At 73.3% G+C, this 13,758-nt stretch carries 14 protein-coding genes; 6 read left to right on the top strand and 8 right to left on the bottom strand.

The window, feature by feature from the left end:
• The first annotated feature begins 3 nt into the window (after positions 1 to 3).
• Genes FLX07_RS21230 through FLX07_RS21215 form a run of 4 tightly spaced genes read left to right on the top strand, consistent with a single transcriptional unit; the run spans position 4 to position 4,047 of the window.
• Entirely contained in the window at positions 4 to 906 is a 903-nt protein-coding gene (locus tag FLX07_RS21230; protein WP_142572598.1) for a carbohydrate ABC transporter permease, read from the top strand.
• A complete protein-coding gene (locus FLX07_RS21225) occupies positions 903 to 1,748 on the top strand; it encodes a carbohydrate ABC transporter permease (protein WP_189105039.1) in 846 nt (281 codons plus the stop codon). The genes FLX07_RS21230 and FLX07_RS21225 overlap by 4 nt, the downstream gene beginning before the upstream one ends.
• Entirely contained in the window at positions 1,745 to 3,007 is a 1,263-nt protein-coding gene (locus FLX07_RS21220; RefSeq protein WP_142572596.1) for a 6-phospho-beta-glucosidase, read from the top strand. The genes FLX07_RS21225 and FLX07_RS21220 overlap by 4 nt, the downstream gene beginning before the upstream one ends.
• A complete protein-coding gene (locus tag FLX07_RS21215) occupies positions 3,004 to 4,047 on the top strand; it encodes an N-acetylglucosamine kinase (protein ID WP_208762315.1) in 1,044 nt (347 codons plus the stop codon). The genes FLX07_RS21220 and FLX07_RS21215 overlap by 4 nt, the downstream gene beginning before the upstream one ends.
• Here FLX07_RS21215 and FLX07_RS21210 read toward each other — a convergent pair.
• Positions 3,993 to 4,466: an Lrp/AsnC family transcriptional regulator gene (locus FLX07_RS21210; RefSeq protein ID WP_142572593.1), complete on the bottom strand. Its 474-nt coding sequence runs from the start codon at positions 4,464 to 4,466 to the stop codon at positions 3,993 to 3,995. The two genes, FLX07_RS21215 and FLX07_RS21210, sit on opposite strands and share 55 nt — an antisense overlap.
• 120 nt (positions 4,467 to 4,586) lie before the next feature.
• On the opposite strand from FLX07_RS21210, the gene FLX07_RS21205 reads away from it, so the two are divergent.
• On the top strand, positions 4,587 to 4,883 hold the full coding sequence (locus tag FLX07_RS21205; protein WP_142572591.1) for a hypothetical protein: 297 nt from the start codon (positions 4,587 to 4,589) through the stop codon (positions 4,881 to 4,883).
• An 11-nt stretch (positions 4,884 to 4,894) separates the two neighbouring features.
• Entirely contained in the window at positions 4,895 to 5,995 is a 1,101-nt protein-coding gene (locus FLX07_RS21200) for a DUF6745 domain-containing protein (protein ID WP_142572589.1), read from the top strand.
• On the opposite strand, the gene FLX07_RS21195 is transcribed toward FLX07_RS21200, so the two are convergent.
• The 7 genes from FLX07_RS21195 to FLX07_RS21165 form a co-directional block, all read right to left on the bottom strand.
• Complete coding sequence (locus tag FLX07_RS21195) at positions 5,971 to 6,858, bottom strand: STM4011 family radical SAM protein (RefSeq protein ID WP_142572587.1); 888 nt, start codon at positions 6,856 to 6,858, stop codon at positions 5,971 to 5,973. The two genes, FLX07_RS21200 and FLX07_RS21195, sit on opposite strands and share 25 nt — an antisense overlap.
• A complete protein-coding gene (locus FLX07_RS21190; protein WP_223853657.1) occupies positions 6,852 to 8,147 on the bottom strand; it encodes an STM4012 family radical SAM protein in 1,296 nt (431 codons plus the stop codon). Before FLX07_RS21190 ends, FLX07_RS21195 begins: the two co-directional genes overlap by 7 nt.
• Positions 8,134 to 8,934, bottom strand: coding sequence for an STM4013/SEN3800 family hydrolase (locus FLX07_RS21185; RefSeq protein WP_142572583.1), 801 nt, complete (start codon positions 8,932 to 8,934; stop codon positions 8,134 to 8,136). Before FLX07_RS21185 ends, FLX07_RS21190 begins: the two co-directional genes overlap by 14 nt.
• Positions 8,931 to 9,980: an STM4014 family protein gene (locus FLX07_RS21180; protein ID WP_208762314.1), complete on the bottom strand. Its 1,050-nt coding sequence runs from the start codon at positions 9,978 to 9,980 to the stop codon at positions 8,931 to 8,933. The genes FLX07_RS21185 and FLX07_RS21180 overlap by 4 nt, the downstream gene beginning before the upstream one ends.
• On the bottom strand, positions 9,977 to 10,930 hold the full coding sequence (locus FLX07_RS21175; protein WP_229689869.1) for an STM4015 family protein: 954 nt from the start codon (positions 10,928 to 10,930) through the stop codon (positions 9,977 to 9,979). The genes FLX07_RS21180 and FLX07_RS21175 overlap by 4 nt, the downstream gene beginning before the upstream one ends.
• A complete protein-coding gene (locus FLX07_RS21170; RefSeq protein WP_142572581.1) occupies positions 10,927 to 11,886 on the bottom strand; it encodes an STM4015 family protein in 960 nt (319 codons plus the stop codon). The genes FLX07_RS21175 and FLX07_RS21170 overlap by 4 nt, the downstream gene beginning before the upstream one ends.
• Before the next feature lie 67 nt (positions 11,887 to 11,953).
• Positions 11,954 to 13,729 (bottom strand): tetratricopeptide repeat protein, encoded by a 1,776-nt coding sequence (locus FLX07_RS21165; protein ID WP_142572579.1) that lies wholly within the window; start codon positions 13,727 to 13,729, stop codon positions 11,954 to 11,956.
• Between the last annotated feature and the right edge of the window lie 29 nt (positions 13,730 to 13,758).

Raw genomic sequence — 13,758 nt, 5'->3', positions numbered from 1 at the left:
CCGATGCGTGGAAACCTGCGTGCCCTGCTCTACCTGTCCCCCTGGCTCGCCGGGTTCGTGATCTTCTTCGTCTACCCGCTGGTGTCCACGGCCTACTTCTCCTTCCAGCGGTACGACCTGTTCACCCTGGAGCCCGTCGGGCTGCTCAACTGGGAGTACTTCTTCAAGGACCAGGCGGCCTGGACGGCGATCCGCAACACGCTGTGGCTCGTCGTGGTGATGGTCCCCCTGCGGGTGCTGTTCGGCCTCGGCGTCGCCCAGTTGGTGACCCGGCTGAAGGCCGGCGCCGGGGTCTACCGCACGATCTTCTACCTGCCGGCCCTGGTGCCGCTGGTGGCCGGGACGCTGGGGTTCGTGTTCCTGCTCAACCCCGGCACCGGGCCGGTGGACGCGATCCTGTCGGCGGTCGGGCTGCCCGCCCCCGACTGGTTCGGCGACCCGGCGTGGTCGAAGTGGGGGCTGACGCTGCTGGGCCTGTGGTCGATCGGCGATGTGATGGTCATCTTCATGGCGGCCCTGCTCGACGTGCCGAAACAGCTCTACGAGGCCGCCGCCATCGACGGCGCGGACGGCTGGCGGCAGTTCACCTCGATCACGCTGCCGGTGATCCGGCCGGTGCTGATGTTCGCCCTCGTCACCGGGGTGATCCAGACGCTGCAGTACTTCACCCAGGCCGAGGTGGCCGCGCGGGTCGCGTCCGGGGCGACCGACTCGGCCGGGTCGGTCTTCACCCCGGGCTACCCCGACCAGTCGACGCTGACGTTCCCGCAGTGGCTGTTCCAGCAGGGCTTCCGCGACTACGCGATGGGCTACGCCTGCGTGCTCGCGCTGGTGCTGTTCGCGGTCGCGATGGCGTTCACGCTCGTCCTGCTGCGGCAGTTCCGTTTCGCCGAGGAGGAGTCGTGACCCCGACAGCGAGACGGACCGCGACCCGGACCGCGCTGCTGTGGGTGGCCCGGCACGCGCTGTCCATCGCGCTCGCGCTGATGTTCCTCGGCCCGCTGGTGTTCATCGCGCTCACGGCCCTGATGAGCGACCGGCAGGCGCTCACCTCCGACCTGTGGCCGCACACCTGGAACTGGGGCAACTTCGCCGAGATCTTCGAAAAGGCGCCGCTGCTGACCTGGATCCGCAACACGCTGCTCTACTCGGTGCTCGCCACCGCGTTCATGCTGGTGTCGTCGATCCCCGTGGCGTACGCGCTGGCGCGGTTCCGCTTCCGCGGACGCCGGCTGGCGTTCCTGCTGGTGATCACCACGATGATGCTGCCGCCGCAGGTCGTGGCGGTGCCGATCTACCTGATCTGGGCCCGCTTCCACCTGACCGGCACGCTGTGGCCGCTGATCCTGCCGATGCTGCTCGGCGACGCGTTCTCGATCTTCCTGCTGCGCCAGTTCCTCGTCACGATCCCGCGTGAGTACTCCGACGCGGCGAAGGTCGACGGGTGCGGCGAGTTCCGCACGCTCGTGCGGGTGATCCTGCCGATGGCCCGCCCGGCCATCGCCGCCGTCGCGCTCTTCCAGTTCTTCTACTGCTGGAACGACTACTACGGGCCCCTGCTGTACGCGGGGACCGACCTGGACAACTGGACGCTGTCGCTGGGCCTGGCGGCGTTCCGGTCGGTGCACCGCGTGCAGTGGAACCTGACGATGGCCGCCACGCTGCTGGCCATGGCCCCGGTGATCATCGTGTTCTTCTTCGCCCAGAAGGTCTTCATCGAGGGCGTCAAGCTGACGGGAGTCAAATGAAGCTGGCCGTTGTCGGGGGCGGTTCCACGTACACGCCGGAGCTGATCGACGGTTTCGCCCGCCTGCGCGGCGAACTGCCGCTGTCGGAGATCGCGCTCGTCGACCCCGACGAGGGACGGCTCGCGACGGTCGCCGGGATGGCCCGGCGGATGCTCGCCCGCGCCGGGCACCCGGCCGCGCTGACCACCGCCACCCGCGTGGAGGACGGCGTGGCCGGGGCCGCGGCGGTGCTGCTGCAGTTGCGCGTCGGCGGCCAGGCCGCCAGGAACGTCGACGAGACCCTGCCGCTGGAGTGCGGCTGCGTCGGGCAGGAGACCACGGGCGCCGGGGGCCTCGCCAAGGCCCTGCGGACCGTGCCGGTGGTGCTCGACATCGCGGAGAAGGTGCGCGCGCACGCGCCCGGCGCGTGGATCGTCGACTTCACCAACCCCGTCGGCATCGTCACCCGGGCGCTGCTCGACGCCGGGCACCCGGCCATCGGGCTGTGCAACGTGGCCATCGGGTTCCAGCGTCGCTTCGCCGCCCTCCTCGGCGTGACCCCCGAGCGGATCGCGCTCGGCCACGCCGGGCTCAACCACCTCACCTGGGAGCGGTCCGTGCTGCTCGACGGCGTGGACGTGCTGCCCCGCCTGCTGGACGAGCACGGCGAGGGCATCGCCGAGTCCGTCGGCCTGCCGGTGGAGCTGGTCCGCCACCTGCGCGCCGTGCCGTCGTACTACCTGCGGTACTTCTACGAGCACGACCGCGTGGTGGCCGAGCAGCGGACCTCGCCGTCGCGGGCGGCCGAGGTGGCGGCGATGGAGTCGGCGCTGCTGGAGATGTACGCGGACCCGGCCGTGGACACCAAGCCCGACCTGCTGAACAGGCGCGGCGGCGCCTTCTACTCGGAGGCCGCCGTCGCCCTGGTCGCCTCGCTCATGGGCGACCGCGGGGACGTGCAGGTCGTCAACACCCGCAACGACGGCACGCTGCCGTTCCTGGACGACGACGCGGTGATCGAGGTGCCCGCCACCGTCGGGGCCGCCGGGGCCGTGCCGCTGCCCGTCGACCCCCTGGAGCCGCTGTATCGGGGCCTGGTCGCCCACGTGTCGGCGTACGAGTCGCTCGCCCTGGAGGCGGCCCTGCACGGTGGCGAGGACCGCGTCAGGGACGCCCTGCTGGCCCATCCGCTGGTCGGTCAGGCATCCCTCGCCGACGACCTCGCCGCGCGCCTCGTGGAGGCCAACCGCGCCTTCCTGCCGTGGGCGGTGACCCGGTGACCCCCTCCCGGAGGGTCCTGGCGGTGGACGGCGGCAACAGCAAGACCGACGTCGCCCTCGTCCGCGAGGACGGCACCGTGCTCGCCGCCGCGCGGGGGCCCGCGTTCCTGCCGCAGAGCGCCGGAGCCGAAGCCGCCGTCGACGTGATCGGCCGGACCGTGCGGCGGGCCCTCGCCGACGAGACCGCCGCGCCGCCGTACGCCGACCACGTCGCGGCGTACGTCGCGGGGGCGGACCTGCCGGTCGAGGAGGAGCGGCTACGAACCGAACTGCTGGCCCGCGGCTACGGCGCGAGCGTGGTCGTCGGCAACGACACCTTCGCCCTGCTGCGCGCCGGGTCGTCCACCGGATGGGGTGTGGCCGTCGTCTGCGGCGCCGGGATCAACGCGGTGGGCGTCTCCCCTACCGGGCGGGTCGCCCGCTTCCCCGCGCTCGGCCGCCTCAGCGGCGACTGGGGCGGCGGGCACCATCTGGGCGAGGAGGCCCTCTGGCACGCCGCGCGCGCCGAGGACGGCCGCGGCCCCGCGACCGCGCTGACCGACGTCGTGCGCGCCTGCTTCGGCGCCGCCACGGTCGAGGAGGCCGTGGTCGGGCTGCACTTCGGCGACCTGCCGGCCGACCGGCTGCACGCCCTGGTGCCGCCCCTGCTGGCCGCCGCCGCGGACGGGGACGCGGTCGCCGGGTCGCTGGTGGAGCGGCAGGCCGAGGAGATCGCGCTGCTCGGCGTCGTCGCCATGCGGCGGCTCGGCCTGCTCGCCGCGCCCTGCGACGTCGTGCTCGGCGGCGGCGTGCTGACCGCCCGGCATCCCCTGCTGACGTCGCTGGTCGAGCGGCGCTACGCCGTACGCGCGCCGCTCGCCCGGCTCGTCGTCGCCGGCGTTCCGCCGATCGTGGGCGCCGCCCTGCTCGGCCTCGACCGCCTCGGCGCGCCCCCCGAGGCGTACGCCCGGGTGCGTGCGCACTTCCTCCGGGAGGAGGACGGCGCTCAGCCCTCGGCGGCGTCCGGCTCCGGCTCCTTCTCGATCACCGGGGATCGGTAGTCGTACGGCGTGCTGAGGACGACGGTCGTGCGCGTGCTCACGTTGGCCGAGGCGCGGATCTGCTGGAGGAGCTCCTCCAGCGCCAGAGGAGAGGCGACGCGGACCTTGAGGATGTAACTTTCATCGCCCGCGACGCTGTGGCACGCCTCGATGGCGGTCAGATACCTCAGCCGTTCCGGCGCGTCGTCGGGCGCGGAGGGGTCGATCGGCTTGATCGAGACGAACGCGGTCAGCGGAAGACCGATCTCGTCGTAGTCCACGAGAGCGGCGTACGCACGGATGACACCACGCTTTTCCAGCCTGCGTACCCGCTGGTGCACGGCGGAGACCGACAGCCCGGTCTCCTTGGCCAGATCGGTGAAGCTCATCCGGCCGTCAGTCGCCAGCAGGGTGACGATTCGGCGATCGATCTCCTCCATCTCAGCAACGGTAGCGCCGCCCGAGACTGTCTCGTCCCGAAGCCACCGAATTGCCGCTTTGCCGGAACTGTCGGTCGGGCTGGCTAGCTTGCGATCATCGCCGAGACCGGAGGTCGACTGATGTATCGACAGGGAGACGTCCTGATCGTGCCCGTGACGGAGGAGTCGGTGCCGCGCGGGCTTCGCCCGGTGCCGCGCGACCCGCGCGGGCGGCTGGTGCTGGCGGAGGGCGAGGCGACCGGGCACTGTCACGCGATCCCGGGCCCGGGAACGCTGTACCCCGGTTTCCTGCACCTGCCCGCAGGCGGACGCCTCGTCCACGAGGAGCACGACCCGATCCCGCTGCCGAAGGGCTGGTTCCGGGTGATCCGCCAGCGGGAGTACGTGCCCGGCTCGTTCCGGACGGTGGCCGACTGATGGGCCGACTGATGGAGACGACAGAGACGGTGGAGACGGCGGTCTGGGACCAGGTGGCCTTCGCCACCGGCGAAGGGGACCACGACGAGGCGTCGGCGGGTGTGCGGCTGGCCTACCGCGAGGCGGGCCTGCGCGAGCCCGAGGTGATCGTACGGCTGGCCTCCCCCGCCGCCGGGGCGATCACGGCGGTGTGGCTGCTCGGCACCGACGAGGTCCGCGCGGCGATGGAGGAGATCGGCTTCGGGCGGCTGCGGGCCTTCGACGGCATCGACCCCGGGGTCTCGGTGCGCTACGAGGTCCGCACCGTGCCCTGGGAGAGCGCCAGGGCGGAGGCGAGCGCCGCCGCCGGGCCGGCCGGCTGGGCCCGGTTGTGGGAGGACACGGGCGGCCGGCTGTGGCCCCGCGTCGACCGGCTGGTCACCGAGATCCGTAGGGCGATCGGCGACTTCGGCGGCGACGTGCTGCGCCAGGCGACACTCGACGCGGTGCTCGGCCAGCACGACGCGCCCTGGCTGTCGGCCTTCGATGGGCTGGAGGGGCTCAAGCGGGCCGCGCGGCACGCGGGCTGGTGGTGGCCGTACGAGCGGATCGCGATCGTCACCGACCGGCCGGTGGAGCTGCACCTGGACGACGCGGGACGGCTGCACTCTACTTTCGGCTCCGGCTCCGGCTCCGGCTCCGGCTCCGGCTCCGGCTCCGAGGCCCCGGCCCTGGCGTACGCCGACGGCTTCGCGCTGCACGCCTGGCACGGGATGCCGGTCCCCGCGGGGTTCGGCGCGGCCATGGCCGCGCTCACCCCCGAGCGCATCCGCGCGGAGGACAACGCGGAGCTGCGCCGGGTCATGCTGGAGCACTTCGGCCTCGACCGCTACCTCGCCGAGTCGGGCGCCCGGCCGCGGCACTCCGACGAGACCGGCGTGCTGTGGCGGATCGACCTGCCGGGCGACGAGCCGGTGGTGATGGTCGAGGTGGTCAACTCGACGCCGGAGCCGGACGGCGCCCGGCGCACCTACTTCCTGCGGGTCCCGCCGTGGGTGACCAGGGCCCGCGAGGGGGTGGCGTGGACCTTCGGCGTGCCCGAGAAGGACTACCGCCCCGAGCGGGAGACCTGATCCCCGGCGGCACTCCAGCCAGTGTTCCAGCCAGTGTTCCAGGAGGCGGGGACGCGTTCCAGCACGCCTCCCGCGAAGACGTCGTAGAGGCCGAGGGGCTCCAGGTGGACGTACCCGATGTGGCAGTCGCAGACGGGCAGCGGGCAGGCGCGGGGCCGCAGGGCGGGGCGGAAGGAGCCGTCGTAGAGGTTGCCCAGGATCTCCGGCACGAAGTGGCAGCGCCTGACCGTCCCGTCGCCGTCCACCGAGATCACGCTGTCCCCCGTACGGCACGGCAGGCCCAGGCTGCGGTGGGCGTGCCGGCTGTGACCGAACAGCGGGTCGACAGCCGTCCAGTCCGCGGCCTCGGCGTCGCTGTAGACCCGGCCCTCCTGCGCGTTGACCCACAGGTAGGTCTCGGGCGGCAGGTCAGCCCGGAGCCTGCGGGCGTCCGCCAGATGCGCCGGGTCGCCGACGATGCCGACGCTGTGCCGTACGGGCAGCGAGCGGACCTTGGGCAGGAACCGCTCGTAGGGCACCTGGGTGGGGTGGTAGGTCACCCACAGCGCCGCCCGGTCCGATGCCTGCGCGAGCCAGCCGGTGCGGCAGCTCAGGTTCGTCTGGATGGCCACCCGGCGCACGTTGCCGAGCCAGGACAGCCGCACCAGCGCCTCGCGATACCAGGACCGCACCAGCCCCTCGCCCCACGGGGTGAACAGCACCGAGATCTCGGCGTCCTGGGCCGCCACCCAGGCCGTGAACCGCTCCAGAGCGGCCCGGTCGGCGCGCAGTTGTTCCGGGGTGTCCCTGCGCTTGGCGAACGGGCAGTAGCCGCAGTCGTAGTCGCAGCTCGCCAGCGGCCCTCGATACAGGATGCTCAGCATGCGGCGTATCCCTCCATGAGGGCCCGCACGCGCGGTGAGAACAGCGCGGGGCCGATGGCGTCGGAGTGGGCGAGCCCGTCGGGGGTCGGGCGCACCGCGGACGCGTCCGCCGTCAGCCAGCCCGGGAAGCGCTCCAGCAGGGGGAAGTCGTCGAGCACGTCGGTGCCGAACCTGGACCGGTAGAGGTCCCGCGACAGCCCCTCGGTCCGCAGCAGCGACTGGATGAGGTGCCGCCTCCTGCGCTCCTCCTCGTCCAGGGCGAACCCCACGTTGGCCACGCCGAAGTCGTCGCGCCGCACGTAGTCGTCGATGATCGTCCGCACGTGGCGGGCCCCGACCGCGTACTCGAAGGAGTGGTGCAGGGCGCTCGTGTACGACCGGGCCCCGCAGCCGAGGCCGACCATGCCGTCGGTCTGGCAGCAGTAGTCCGCGGACTCCGTCGTGCCGGGCGGCCCGGACAGCCCGGGCGGCCCGGGCAGCCGGAACATCCGCATGGACACCTGTTCGTAGCCCGCGTCGATCAGGTGGTCGCGGCCCAGGCGGTACAGCTCCATGCGCTGGTCGTCCCAGGCGCGGTCCTGCCTGCCCAGCCCCGTCAGAGGCCGGACGTACAGCGGGTAGAGGTACAGCTCCTCCGGCCGCCACGTCAGCGCGGCCTCCAGCGAGTGGCGCCACGAGTCCGGCGTCTGCCCGTCGATGCCGTAGATCAGGTCGATGTTGAGGGTCGCGATGCCGGACGCCCGGATCGCGTCGAGCGCGGCCTCCACCTCCGCGCGCTTCTGCGGCCGTACGGCCGCGCGCGCCTCGGCGTCCACGAAGCTCTGCACGCCGATCGAGATCCGGCTCGCGCCCCGATCGGCCAGCACGGCGAGGCGGTCGGGCGTCGCCGTGGCCGGGGAGGTCTCCACCGACAGCGGGATCTCCCGCAGGCCGACGCCCATCGCCTGCTCGGTGAGGTCGAACAGGCGGGTCAGCTCCCGGGCGTCGAGGTAGGTGGGCGTGCCGCCACCCAAGGCCGCCGTCGTGAAGCGCGGCCCGTCAAGGGCGGCCCGTACGGCTCGCGCCTGCCGTTCCAGGGCGTCCAGGTAGGCCCCGATGAGACCCTCGGGAGCGCCCGTGCGGGTGAACAGGTTGCAGAACCCACACCGCATCTCGCAGAACGGGATGTGGACGTACAGCGCGCCCGCCCGTTCCCCCGCCCAGACCTCGCTCAGGGCCGGGCGCGGGTCGAGCGGCCGGTAGGCGGTCTTGTGCGGGTAGGCGTAGACGTATCCCTCATAAGGCGTCAATCGTGCTCTCCATCGGCTGATCCAAAATGAACTCGGCGTAGGGCACCGTCCAGACGACCTCGTGGCCCACGCGATGCCCGACGTGCCCGTCCTCGCCGTACGCCGTCCCGTGGTCGGAGCAGACGATGACGAGGCAGGGCCGGCGCATCAGCGCGTACAGCCTGGCGATGTGCCGGTCGACGTATTCGAGCGCCGCGGCGTGGGTGTCCCGACCGTCCCGGGTGGCGCCGGGCAGATGGAAGTGGTTGGGCTGGTGCAGCGCCGACACGTTGACGAACAGGAAGACCGGCCGGTCCCGCCGGGCCAGCACCTCCTCGGCGCGGTCGATCTGCCGTTCCAGCGAGTGGGGGCCGGTCACCCCGAACTCCGGCTCCCAATGGCTCTCCGCGAACAGCCCGGGCAGGGCCGAGCCCAGCGGGGTCAGCTTGTTGAAGAACCCGACACCGCCGATGCAGACCGTGTGGTAGCCGGCGCGGGCGAGCCCGGTGGGCAGGTCGGGCGCGCCGAACACCCAGGTGCCCGACCCGGTCGTCTCGCTGCCGGGGAAGGTGGCGGCGAACAGGCGCGGGTGCGGCCCCGGCGTGACCGGCGTGGGCAGGAACCCCGCGAAGATCGCGGCGTGCGTGGCGTAGGTGAAGCTGCCGGGGCTGTGCCGCCGCTCCCACCTGCGGCCGCCGGGCAGCAGGCCGGGCAGCCGCCCGGCGTCGGCCAGCTCGGCCGCGACGTCGTAGCGGAGCGTGTCGAGCGTGACCAGGAGGATGTCGTGGGTCCCCACGACCTCGTTCATGTCCATCGCCGGCCCGAGATCGCCTCGGCCTGCTCGGCGTAGGTGTCCCTGCCCGTGCCCGCCAGGTCGCCCAGTCCCGGCAGGAGGTCGCCGAACGCGTTGACCTCCGCCACGGCCACGGACCGCCGGTCGGCCCCGACCATGAGGTCGACCCCGGCGGTCAGGCTCCCCGGGAAGCACGCGGCGGTCCGGGCGGCCACGTCGAGCACCCGCTCCCACAGGCCGGGCCGCGCCCGGACCACGCCGAGGTCGCCCCGCAGGCCGCCGAGGTGCAGGTTGGTGATCGGCGTCCTGCTCGTGCGCATCACCGCGTGGGTCGGGATCCCGGCCACGGTCACGACACGCAGGTCGAACGTCCTGCCGCTTGCCGACGCCTTCGGGAACCACCGCTCCACGTGCAGCCCGTCGGGTGCGAGCGTCTCGACCAGCGCCTTCACGTCGGCCTCGTCCTCGTACGAGCGGACCCGCAGCGAGTTGCACAGCGTGCCGCCGATCCAGGTCGCCGACGTCACGGCCTTGACCCGGCCCGCGTGGGCCTGGAAGGCGACCACGCCGGAGGCCGACGAGCCGTGGGCGGGCTTGACGAAGACGCGGGCCCAGCCCCGCTCGGCCATCCGCTCGCGCAGCTCGCCGTACGAACCGGCTTCAAAGGCGGGCGGCACCGGCACCCCGGCCGCGGACAGCCGGGCGTGGCAGCGGCGTTTGTCGAACATCACCGCGATCTCCTCGACGTCTCCCAGCAGGCGGACGCCGGGGAGCGCGGCGATCCTCCGCAGCCCCGCCGTGAAGGCGGCATACCAGGCCGCGCCCCCGCCGACCCGGGTGGGATCCCCCGGTCCGCGCAGCAGCGCGTCGGTCTCCGCGTCCTCGCCCGGCGAGTCGATCCGCACGAGCGTCCCCGGCGGCAGGCCGATCTCGCGTCCGGTCAGCACGTCACGCCAGGGCACCACCCGCGGTTCCGGCAGCCCCCTGGCCACGGCGGCGTCGCGGAACATCGTCACCCGCCGGTCACCCGGCACGCCGACGACTGCGAGGCCCGGTGTCACTCGCTCACCGCCACGTAGCGCTCGTCGTCCGGCTGCCGCTCGGACAGGTCCACGTCGACGCCCGGCAGTGACGCGGCGATCCGGGCCGCCATCGCCCCGCTGATGTAGTGGTGGTGCAGGTCGAGCCGGCGCAGATGGGTCAGCGGCTGCCCGCCCAGCAGCGCCTCCGCCCCGGCGTCGGTGAGCTCGCCCATCGACAGGCTGAGCTCCTCCAGCCGAGCCACCACGGGAGCGGCGGCGACGGCCGCCGCGATCTCGTCCTGCGCCGGGCTGTCGCACAGGCCGAGCCGCCGCAGCGCGGGCAGCCGCTCGCCGGACAGGATCGGCGCCAGGTCGGCCACGGTGGCGTCCCCGCCGTAGTTCTCGACCCCGAGCCACATCTCCAGGTGCTCCAATGCGGGCAGGTCGCAGGCCCCGACCGCACGCACCACCGCGGCGGGCAGCCCGCCGCACTCGAACCGCAGCACCCGCAGCCGCTCGTGCCGCACGGGCCGCAGGGTCAGCCCGTCCGAGCCGCGCACATCCAGCCGCTCCAGGTGCGGGAACGCCTCCAGCAGCGGGGTGACGTCCCCCTGCTCGATCCAGGAGATCTCGGACAGCTCCACGCTGACGAACCCCAGGAAGACCGACCGGAGACGGGGCAGCCGTGCCGCGTTGGCGGCCAGGAACTCGCCCACGTCGTGCCCGTAGTGAACCAGGACGATCGACTCGATCGAGTCGCCGTCCACCGAGTCGAGCAGGCGCCGGAGTTCCTGCTCGAGTCCCGGCTCTCCCCCGTTGCCGGACAGCCCGTTGGTGAGAGCCCACGCGACCGCCGAGGGATCGGCGACCGTCTCTCCCGGCTCCACCACCGGCCTGCCGGCGAAGAACTGTCCGCTCTCCCACTCCAGGCCGTACAGGTAGAGGTCCTCGTGGACGAAGGTCTCGCCGGGGTCGGGCGCGGCCGTCACTCGCTCACCGCCACGTAGCGCCAGATCTCGCCCTCGTCCTCCTCGGCCTCCTCCTGTTCCGACAGGTCGACCTCGACGCCCGGCAGCGCCTCGGTCACCCGGGCGACCATCGCGTCAGTGAGGAAGTGGTGGTGCAGGTCGAGCGTGTGCAGATGAGTCAGCGGCTGCCCGCCGAGCAGGGCCTCGGCCCCGGCGTCGGTGAGCACGCCCATCGACAGGGCGAGGGACTCCAGCCGGGCGACGACCGGCGCGGAGGCAACGGCCGCCGCGAGCTCGTCCTGGATCTCGCTGTCCTGCAGACCGAGGTGGCGCAGCGCCGGCAGCCGCTCGCCGGACAGGATCGGCGCCAGGTCGGCCACGGCGGCGTCGCCGCCGTAACTCTCCTCACCGAACCACAGGTCCAGGTGCTCCAGGGCGGGCAGGTCGCAGGCCCCGACCGCACGCACCACCACGGCGGGCAGCCCGCCGGTCTCGAACCGCAGCATGCGCAGCGACTCGTGCCTGACGGGCCGGAGTCGCAGCCCCGTGCCGCCGCGCACCTCCAGCCGCTCCAGCCGCGGGAACGCCTCCAGCAGCGGCGTGACGTCCGACTGCTGGATCCAGGAGATCTCCGCCTCGTCGCTGCTGATCGCGCCGACGAAGAGCGAGCGTAGCCCGGGGAACCGGGCGGCGTTGTCCGCGAGCAGGCCGACGATCTGCTCCGACGACGTGCCGTAGCAGTCCTCCCACCCGCCGATCACCAGTGCCGGGACCCTGGCCGTGTCGACACGCCTCAGCAACACGTCGAACGCGTCGGCGATGGGGTAGTCCCGGCCCCAGCCCGAGCTGATCCGCACCGCCACCGAAGCCGGGTCGGGGATTTCCTCATCCTCGGGGACGATCTCGATCACCGGCAGCCCGGCGTAGCTCTCCTCATAGCGATGCTGGTAACCGAAGTAGGGGTCGTAGGGAATCATGGGCGGACTTTCTCGTCGGGGGGTGTCGGCGGGTCCGTCCTACCAGACCCGGGCGACAATTCCGCGATCACGCATCCGCGGCCAGCGCCCGTACGTCGGGGTGCATGCCGGGGGTCGCCGACACGAGGGCGGCCAGCGAGCCGAGGATCGTCACGGGCCTCGTCTTCGACGCCTCCACGGCGGCCAGGTAGCGCCAGGCCACCAGTTCGGCCACGTCGTCGCGGGCGTCCGGGTCCACCCAGGCCGTGGCGACCATCGCCAGCAGGGCGGCCTCGGTCACCCAGTCCTCCGGCCCGTACGCCAGGTCGGCCAGCACGCTCCTGCGCTCGGACTCCGCCCACGCCTGACCGGCCCGGTGGTGGGCGATGCCGAGGCAGGCCCACGCCTGGACCTGCCTGATCCACAACGGCACGGCCGCGGGCTCGCCGTACGGCGACAGCGGCGGGTGGGCGAGCACGCCGAGCAGGTCGCCGAGGGACAGGCCCGACAGGCGTACGGCGTGGTCGTAGGCGGCCGGCAGGTGCGGCCAGCGCAGAGTCGCGACGGCGGCGACGGCCTCCAGCGCCTCGCGCGACGGCGGGGGCACGGCGGGCACGGCCGTCAGGCCCTCGTAACGCCACACCCGGCGTGCCACGGTCCGCACCGGGCCGTGGGCGTACACCTCCGGGACGGTCAGCCGCGCGTCGGGTTCCGGCGCGCCGGCGATGGTCAGTGCGAAGCCGGGCACGACCTGGGAGAAGGCGAGCAGCGCGCTGGGCGGCTCGGGGGCGGAGACCGCGAGCTCGACGCTCGCCGGGACCTCCTCCTGCTCCGCCATCTGGTAGAGCACGTCGATCACCGACTCCGTCGGGCCCGGGACGCGTCCCAGCCAGAGGCGCAGCGCGCAGTGCTCGCCGAGGACCGCGTCGCCGTGCTCGTTGCCGGGGTCGTCGCGCAGGTGGTCGGCCAGCTCGACCAGGTGCCGGACGTCCCCGTCCCGCTCGAACCGCATCCCGCAGGCCGTCGGGTAGGCGTTCGGGTGCCGGGGCTCGCGCCGCAGCGCGCGCTCCACCCACTCCAGGCCCTCCTCCGGGCGGCCGCTGCTGTACAGCATCTCGCCGATGTCGGTGTACAACGCGAGGTTGGCTGGGTCGTGCTCGAGCGCCCGCACCATCGCCCGCTCGGCCTCGGGCCACCGCCGCAGTTCGCGGCACGCGTATCCCTCGGCCAGGGCGGCCTGGAAGGAGGGCGCCAGCGCGTAGGAGCGGGCGGCCAGCTCCACCGCCTCCTCGGCCTCCCCCACCCGGCGCAGGAGGAGCGAGGCCAGCCACAGCAGCGCCGCGTCGTCCGGGTGGGCGCGCAGCGCGCCCCGCACCAGGGCGACGTACGGCAGCAGCGCCTCGCGGCCGTCCTCCGGAACCGTGCCGGGCAGCCCGGAGGCCAGCAGCGAGACGAGCGAGCCCAGCTCGTCGGGCGGGATCCGCCCGGGTAGCTCGGGGTCGAGCACCCACGGGACGTGCGCCCAGCGTCCCGCCGGCTCGTGCCGCTGCACCGAGATCAGCAGGCGCAGCGCGGGCACGTGCTCGCCTCGCGCGGCCAAGGCGTGGGCGCGGGCCAGCGCGGTGCCGAGGAAGACCGGCTCGTCCAGGGGAAACAGGTCCGGCCCGCCGCCCGGCCCGGCCAGCAGCCGCGCCAGCATCTCGTGGGCCTCGGGCAGGGCGGGATCGTGGGCCAGCGCCGCCGCGACGTGCGCGGCGGCGAGCCCGGTCTCCCCGTCGGCCAGGGCCAGCCGCGCCATGCTGACCTCGCCCTCGGCCTGGGCGCGGGGATCGTCCATGCCCTCGTCGATGCCCTCGTGCGTCATTCGTCCTCCGATCCGGCAGTCGTGATCAT

Source organism: Microbispora bryophytorum, from assembly GCF_006874465.1.
In the GTDB taxonomy this organism is placed as follows: domain Bacteria; phylum Actinomycetota; class Actinomycetes; order Streptosporangiales; family Streptosporangiaceae; genus Microbispora; species Microbispora bryophytorum.
This window is presented reverse-complemented; position numbering and strand designations above follow the sequence as displayed.